The 8,429-nt window shown below is 37.5% G+C and carries 6 protein-coding genes; 4 read left to right on the forward strand and 2 right to left on the reverse strand.

The genetic code is table 11. The features are described from left to right. The first annotated feature begins 8 nt into the window (after window positions 1-8). Window positions 9-1,046 carry an AI-2E family transporter gene (locus tag CK510_RS21575; RefSeq protein WP_095723659.1) on the forward strand — a complete coding sequence of 346 codons (1,038 nt, stop codon included), beginning with the start codon at window positions 9-11 and terminating at the stop codon, window positions 1,044-1,046. Between the two features lie 134 nt (window positions 1,047-1,180). After that, on the forward strand, window positions 1,181-1,468 hold the full coding sequence (locus CK510_RS21580) for a DUF2288 domain-containing protein (RefSeq protein ID WP_095723653.1): 288 nt from the start codon (window positions 1,181-1,183) through the stop codon (window positions 1,466-1,468). 54 nt (window positions 1,469-1,522) lie between these two features. On the opposite strand, the gene CK510_RS21585 is transcribed toward CK510_RS21580, so the two are convergent. Together CK510_RS21585 and CK510_RS21590 are read right to left on the reverse strand one after the other, a co-directional pair. After that, window positions 1,523-2,095, reverse strand: coding sequence for a YdcF family protein (locus CK510_RS21585; RefSeq protein WP_373695824.1), 573 nt, complete (start codon window positions 2,093-2,095; stop codon window positions 1,523-1,525). Between the two features lie 782 nt (window positions 2,096-2,877). Beyond that, the gene (locus CK510_RS21590; protein ID WP_095723655.1) at window positions 2,878-3,987 is read right to left on the reverse strand and encodes a tocopherol cyclase family protein; all 1,110 of its coding nucleotides are present in this window, start codon (window positions 3,985-3,987) and stop codon (window positions 2,878-2,880) included. A 565-nt stretch (window positions 3,988-4,552) separates the two neighbouring features. On the opposite strand from CK510_RS21590, the gene CK510_RS21600 reads away from it, so the two are divergent. Together CK510_RS21600 and CK510_RS21605 are read left to right on the forward strand one after the other, a co-directional pair. Then, entirely contained in the window at window positions 4,553-7,000 is a 2,448-nt protein-coding gene (locus tag CK510_RS21600) for a WD40 repeat domain-containing protein (RefSeq protein ID WP_095723657.1), read from the forward strand. A gap of 84 nt (window positions 7,001-7,084) precedes the next feature. Beyond that, a complete protein-coding gene (locus tag CK510_RS21605) occupies window positions 7,085-7,798 on the forward strand; it encodes a J domain-containing protein (RefSeq protein WP_095723658.1) in 714 nt (237 codons plus the stop codon). Window positions 7,799-8,429 lie beyond the last annotated feature (631 nt).

Raw genomic sequence — 8,429 nt, forward strand, 5'->3', positions numbered from 1 at the left:
CGCTTCTTATGAATGGTTTAGAAAGGAAAAATTTTTGGTCACGACTAAGTAATTCTACTTTAGTTCACTTTTTACTTTTGGTTGCTTCTGGCTGGGCAATTGTCCAACTGATAGCTTATTTTGAAGCAGTAATTGTGGTTTTTTCGTTTGCGGCAATTCTCGCTTTTTTACTTAGCTATCCCGTAGAGTGGTTGCGTCGATATTTACCGCATGGTATCGCTGTAACCTTAGTTTTTCTATTAAGTATTATTCTTTTGGCAGGATTGAGTGTTACTGTCGGTTTGGCTGTTTTATCCCAAGGACAACAATTAATTAATAGTGTTACTAGTTTTTTAAATTCATTAATACCCTTATCCAACCAGTTAGAGGAATTTTTACGCGATCGCAATTTACAAATTGACTTAACTGTTTTTGAAGAGCAGTTGCGAAATCAAGCAGTATCCGCTCTGGCTAATAGTTTGATAATATTTCAAAGTTTTATTACTAATTTCGTCACATTTATTTTAATTGCCGTTGTCGCCTTTTTTATGTTGCTTGATGGAGAAAAATTGTGGTCGTTTCTCCTTCAAATCATACCCAAATCACGAAGAAGAAATTTAACACATATTGTCAAAAATAATTTTCTCGGATTTTTTAAAGGGCAATTAACATTAACTTTATTTTTAACAATTACAACATTTATCGCTTTTACAGTACTACAAGTTCCTTTTGCTCTGGTTTTGTCGGTAATCATCGGTATTCTTGATATAATTCCCGGAATTGGAGCTACTTTAGGAGTTAGTTTAGTTACTTTAATTGTTCTATCTCAAAGTGTTTGGCTAGCCTTAAAAGTATTGATTGTCTGCATTATTTTACAACAAATTCAAGATAATTTAATTGCACCGCAAATTATGCAAGATGCCTTAAATTTAAATCCAGTGGTTGTGTTTTTTGCATTATTAGCTGGGGCAAGAGTTGCGGGTTTGTTGGGAATTTTTATCTCAATCCCAATTGCTGGTGTAATTGTTTCCATGTTTGAAATTGATGAAATGAAATCGGAAATATAACATCTTCTCAGTCGTATAAAACTGTTTTTTGTCCGTAGAACTATTTGACCGTAAGATAAGTTAATAAATTGTTCCAGAATTCGGGTAAAATAAAAAAATAAATGAAGCAGTAAAAGCCTATAAAGTAGGGAATTATGCCAGATATTAGAACAGAATTATCTGAGAATGTTGATGAAGCTGAGTGGGACTGGTTGATTCCCCACGCACAACGAGATATGGTGATTGTAGTCTCCCAACTCGTTGACTTAATTGATGTAGGAGTTGCGATCGCATCCGACAAAACCTCTGATATCCAAGTCTGGATGGATGAAGCTTTACTCACAAAACCTTCTACCAAACAACTTGGTGAGTGGAACACAAACCGCAGTAAGCGTTTTAACACTCTTATTATTCAACCTTTTGTATTAGTCCAGGAAAAATAAGGAATTGAGAAATGCTTATTAACTCCTAATTCCTAACTCCTAACTCATCTAAAATTATTCCTTCGGCTGTTCTCCTTTGGCTCCAGTGTAACCAGTCGTCAACCAAAGGATTGAGCGAACCCCATCACGAAATGATTTTCCAATCGGTTCGGGTGATTTTTCTGCTGAAGGAACAGGTACAGGTTTGAAATCAATCCCTCGACTACCCAAAACAATTTCGCCAATGACTGTGGCACGTCGCATGTGAAAATCTGAAGTAATCAAATATACTTTTTTAATTTTACGAGCTTCAAGTTCATCAACAATTGTTGTAAAATTTGTCACCGTATCTTGCGCGTCGTAGTCGAGATGAAGACGTTTTAAATCAACCCCTTTTTTAGCAAATACTTTTTTTGTAGGAACTGCTGGACTACCTCCAGATATCCAAATTGGTATATTTGGATGCTGCTTAGCAAAAGTTGCTGTAAATTTTTCCCTTTCTAATCTTTCTGTTGAACCACCCAAAACCAAAATTGCTTGAGGCTGAATCAATTGAGTCTGAAGCTCCTTGTAACCCCACAGCAGCATTAGCGGTAGGGCGAAAATTGTCAACCGATTGGAAACACTCTTAAAAAGTAACTTATTCAAGGTTATATAACACTTGTAGCCGATATAAGTTTTTCTCTGAACAAGATTAATTATCTAGATTAGTATAACTACAGAAAATCACCCCAGGCGAAATAATCAGGGGAATTCTCTTGCTGTTGCTCAAACTGAGTTTTACAAACACCACCAGAAACCAGATAACTAGCTCTTTGGTTGCATTTTTACAGCGTGACAATAGCTCAAGACTGAAACCTAATTTCTGAGAACTTTCAGAAATTAGGTTTCAGAATTCAATTTATAGCAAAAAAAATTCGAGTGGCACAAAGCAAAAATCAAACTTTGGGATGATGCACGATAATTTTAGCCGTTTTTAGACGGAAGACAAAGGATTTGCCACTACTTTACTGATTATTTTTAAACGGGACTGGCCAGTCTCGAACCGGCGACCTAGCGCTTCAGATTTGTGTGAGTTTCCCCACTCTCTGGACTATATCTTCACCATAGGAAGAAAGCTGCGATCGCTCTTAACCTTTAGGTGGTGGCTGTTTAGTCTCTCGACCTTCCGAAATAGTTATGGGTTATGAGTTAAGAGTATTTAGAATACACTCAATACCCATACTCAATGCTCAACACTTAGTACTAATTTCGGCTTGATTCGGTATTGCCATGAAGTTACAGACACATCTTTCACTTTTTAGGTTTCACCGAGTTTAACCACATTCACGTACAAAGTTTCCCTTGTAGTGCCCGATTATTCAGGAGGCGCTCGCTCTATCCAACTGAGCTACAGCCCCAAAAAACTGCTATGTAGGATTATAGCAGTTTTAATCAGATTGCCAGGAGTTATCCCAAGGATTGCCGCCTATTTCTAATCCACACAGGTTGCTAGTGGCTTTCAGGACGATTTTGCTTTTGCCGCTACTTAATTCTCGAAGTTCTAAAGATAACTTGCCTTGCATGGTGTCGGAACAACAAAACATCAAACCGGCTTCTGTCGGGGCACGTAGGCGAGTTCCCGGTAAATCAGTTGTGCCAATTAATTCTACTTCGTATTCAGAATTACGGGCACGCATTTGCCAATGACCCCATTCGGCTATGTTCCAAGTAACTTTTGAGTTCCAAGGTACAAATTCGTAAAATTTGCCTTGGTAGTGAATGCCTACCATTGCTACTGATTCCATCCACCAGAGAACTCCGCGTTTACCACCTCCCGCAGTTAAGGCTAAATCAGATTCATTTTCAAAACTGTTGCAATTTAGCCAAAACCATTTTTTGGGGAATGCACCACCCCAATTTTTTTCGCTGTAGGCAGGAACCTTGTTAAATTCGTAACGCTTGCCTTTCCAATCAATCCAACCAGTTGCTAACCCGTGTGCCATCAATATTTGCCATCCTGGTTCAAATATCTGGGAAAAGGAGAGCCAGCCAGCTGTGGATTGCTGCAAACTATGTTTATTTCCCCAACCATATACTGGTTCAATTTCATACTGCCAGCGACAACTAGAGCCTGTTCCGGGATCGTGAATTATGCCTTGATTGAGGGTTGCTGTTGCTTGATAACCTTCTTGGACATAATGCTCGAACTCATTGGGCAGTAGGTAAAATGGTTGGGTTGATGCTGGGGTTGGTAAATTAGTTTTTCCCCAATGTCCTAAAGCCAAACTATCCTGACTTGCCCAAAATTTATTGACATTAGAAAAAGTGCGGCAAAGATACTCGTCATCGATACCGAGAATTTGTGCTGCTCCTCCACTGTGGGGTTTTCCACCAATTGGATCTTCGATGGAGTACATAAAGCCAAAAGTTTGTTTTTCTGCGGGAAGGGTAATGCGATAGTACCAACCCTCAAAAAAACGGCGATCGCTTTTATCCCAGTGATAACCACTGTGAGGTGTTTGGAGTGACAGAAGCGAGTTTCTCAATATAGATAACATAGGTTTACTTCACTGACTTTGGTGAGAAGCATTGAAAAGGTGATTGGGGAGTTAGGAGTGAAAAGTTATAAATAGGATTTATGCGCGAAGTCTCCAAAAGCCTGTTTCTAGATAAAATACCTTGTTTAGCAAGCAAATATCTATGAAAAAAGCAGTTTTGTGCATACTCATTAATAAATTTGCTTTTTGTCTAAGAGCATGTTTGAAAAGTTTGGGAAGGTATAATTTGTCATTCTGAGCGAAACCAAGTGGAGCGTACGCGCTGAGTCGCAAAGCGACACGCTGCGCGTAGTTTACTTCTCCGTTTCGGAGTACGTTCCACCCTGCGGGTAGACGCGCAAGCGGCTTCTGTAAGTAGCAAGCTACAGCATGACATAGAAGGAGACTTTTCAAACAACCTCTAAGCTCTCCAGGAACATTCATAATTTTCAACTCTTAACTCAGAATTCATAACTCACAACTCATAACTTCTAACTCCTAGTTCCCTAGATTACCTGACAACAAGTAACTCGCAAACCTGACTCTATGGAGTTTTTTCTACTTTTACAAGTGTTGTAAAACAACCATGACTAAAAGCCGCATTCTCGAATTTGTTGAATATCTCTCGATGGGACTCTCAATATGGGGGGTATTAGCGGCTTGGATTAGTTACGATTATGCTTATGCGATTATTCCTTTGACTGTTAGTGTCGCTTTGAATTTGGCTAGTCAGCAAAGGTTACGAAAGTTACAACAACGTCAAGAAAATTCTATTGGTGAAAAGGTTAAAGTCGATCCGGAATTGAGCATTGCCCAGCAACAGTTGAATCTTACCCAGCAACAGGTCGAAAAAGTACGTAACCTTCAACAACAAGATGTAGAAGCGATTAATCTACGTTTGTCCCAGTTTGATGCTCTCCAAAAGCAGATTGGGCAACTTCAACAAACCCAGCAGAATTTTGCGATCGCTCTGAATCAGCGCATGAATCAATCCAATGATTTAGGCAAACAATTGAAAGATACGCAGCAACTACTCGAACAATTGCGGCAAAGTCAACAGCAAAATATCCTTACCATGAATAAGCGTTTTAGTCAAGTAGATACTTCATTGAGTGCTTCTCAAAAACAAGTCAATACCAACCAAGTTGATAATTTTGTCCAACAGTTAGCAGCAAACCAACAGAGTCTCGAACAATTACGTGAGAATCAAGCGCAAAATGTCAATATTATTAATCAGCGTTTGGCTCAAGTTGACAGTTTTACTCAACAGTCTAATGCCATGAGGCAGCAAATGGATCAGTTACGCCAAAATCAAGCCCAAAATGCTCAATCGATTAATCAAAAACTGGCACAAATTGATGTATTGACGCAACAATTAAATACAGCGTCTTCAAAGCAAGCTGAACAATTTCAGACAAATCAGCAGTTGAATGTTACTGCTTTAGTCAATGGTTTTAATCAACAGTTGAATTCAACGCAGCAGCAATTAGAAGAATTCCACAAAACTCAACAAAGAAGTATTGATGGAATTAATCAAAGATTATCAAAAGTTGATAGTTTAACACAGCATCTCAGTGCTAATTCGAGTAAGCAAATTGAGCAAATTCAATTAAATCAACAAGCAAATGTGAATGCGATTAATCAACGTTTGGGACAAGTCGATACCCTGACACAATATTTTAATAATATTCAACAGCAAATACAGCAATTACAACTCAATCATCAGCAGTTAATGAGGAAAACACAAGATGATATTACTGAAGTTAAGGGAGCTATTTCGCAGTTTTTAGCAAGACTCGATCAACGTAATAATTCCATAGAAAAAATTACTAGTAATCTTACTAATCCAACTAATCCACCTGAGAGAGAAAGTAATATTACACCAATTATTTCATCTTCATCCAATATCCCATCAAATATTCCCAAATCACAAACTAATTTAAATCAGACTCCTGAAAAGCTTTCCCCAAGTAAAATAGGTATTTCTAAAAATACTTCTACAAATACTTCTACAAATACTTCTACAAATACTCCTGAATCGACTAGTAATGAAACATTAAATACTAACAAATTCTCCACATCACCAATCGATTCAACACAAATTCTCAAAGGACATTCTGATTTAGTTTTATCAGTCACTTTTAATCCAGATGGAAATTTGTTAGCTAGCGGTAGTTACGATGAAACAATTAATATCTGGAATCTTAGTAATCAAGAATATAGTACTTTAACTGGACATCATAGTAATTCATCTTCAGGAGGAGTTAATTCTGTTGGATTTAGCCCCGATGGGAAATTATTAGCTAGTGGTAGTGATGATAAAACTATTAAAATTTGGAATGTACAAACTGGTCAAGAAATTTACACACTAAAAGGTCATTATGAGCGAGTTTATGCTGTTGCATTTAGTCCTGATGGTAAGATTTTAGCAAGTGGTAGTCAAGACAAAGATATTAAACTTTGGTCAGTGGAATCTGGCAAAGAACTCGATACCTTAAAAGGACATTCCGATGATGTTTTGTGTCTTGCTTTTACTCCTAATAGTAAGATTCTAGTAAGTGGTGGTAAAGATAAAACTATTAAAATTTGGCATTTAGAGCATTATAAGTTTCTCACTATTTCCGGTCATACCGATGATGTTTGTTCAGTTGCTTGTAGTCCAGATGGCAAGACTTTGGCGAGCGGTAGTTGGGATACAATGATTAAACTATGGAATATAGAAAATGGTAAAGAAATTAATACATTCACTGGACATGAAGACCGTATTTATACGATAGCATTTAGCCCAAATGGGAAGACATTAGCCAGTGGTAGTAGAGATAAAACCGTTAAAATTTGGCAAATAGACTCAGCTAAAGTTATACGTAGTTATACCGGACATGAAGATAGAGTATTCAGTGTTGCCTTTAGTCCAGATGGTAAAACTTTAGCAAGTGGCAGTAGCGATCGCACTATTATGTTGACTCCGATTAATAATGGCAGCGATGGCACAGGTAGACGCACTCAGCTACCGATGAAGAAGGTAAATGATTAATTATTATGGTTAGTGGGATTGGGGATTAGGCATTTGTCAGTCTCTAGTTGTTAAAATATATTTACCTGTTGCTTTTTCCTAATTATGAGCGATCGCATGGATATTTATCGTGCTTATGAGGTTCTCGGATTGATGCCAAGTGCTTCGCAGGAGGAAATCAAGCAAGCTTATCGGCAGTTGGTGAAAATTTGGCATCCTGATGGCTTTACTGATATTGTGAAAAAGCAACAGGCTGAGGAACGGATTAAGATTATTAATGGGGCTTATAGAAAGCTGAAGTCAGATGCGTCAAGTTTTGTAAATCCTCCTTCCAGCAATCCAGTAACAAAAGCCAAACCCCAAAATTATCAAAATTCACCAAATAAAAATAATTCTCAATATTCTCCCCCACCAAGAAATAGCACGAAAGTCAACCCGAAAAAAACCAATCCACAACAGAAAGCATCAAATGCAGAAAGGTTTTATGAATATGGGGTTGAGAATGTGGGATTAGGTAAATACGAAGATGCGATTAATGATTTTACCCAAGCGATTCGCATTAACCCTTATTACATTGAAGCCTATAAATACCGAGGGTTGCTTTGTTCCCAGCTTGGTTATGAACTTCGTGCTACAGCAGATTTAACCAAAGCTGCACAACTGGAAATGGATTTTCGGGGTAAGTATAGCAAAACTCCAGCAGCTTATTCTAGATACCAATACAAACCCGTATATAAGAAAGGTAATTCAAAATCTGAACCGTTATGCGATCGTATTTGTCAAGTGTTTAAAAAATGGTTCAGATTTAAGCGTAAATAAAATTTATATCAATGAGAGTAATTACTCACAATAATATAAAGCTGATTGTCAATAGTTTGCAAAAAGTAAACAGCAATTAATTTTGGTAAACAACTGGTTAAATTCAGAATAAGGGTGCTAACTTATAAACAAGGCACAGGTAAAGATTTTAATCAGCCAAAAAAAAATATTAAAGCTAGTGCCTAACCGCTTTAGTATTTACGCGATCGCTATTCTTTAGTACATCCTAAATATATTGTGTTTTCGTCTTGATTTTCATCTACTCTACTTTTTATTGGAGGTTATTGAACGCACAGCCAAGAATGCCTGCCTAGCTATAAAAATAGGATGCATAAACACTACAAGAATAGACTATAGATTGCGACTATTGTCCACCCTAGTTGAGTTAGTTCCACTGATTTTATACCTTCACGAAATCAATCTCATATTTATTAAACCGCTAAAGGCTACTGATAAAAATCGGTCATAGTCTTTAGCGGTAAATTTTTTATAGCTAATAGTTATTGGTTAATACTTAAGAATCTGCTTCCTTCACCAGTATAAAAGAACCCCACCCTAACCCTCCCCTTGCTAAGGGGAGGGAATTAGACTTTTTATTTTCCCCCCTTGGAAAGGCAGGGCTGTTTCGTTC

Origin of the sequence: Brunnivagina elsteri CCALA 953 (assembly GCF_002289455.1) — a bacterium.
In the GTDB taxonomy this organism is placed as follows: domain Bacteria; phylum Cyanobacteriota; class Cyanobacteriia; order Cyanobacteriales; family Nostocaceae; genus Brunnivagina; species Brunnivagina elsteri.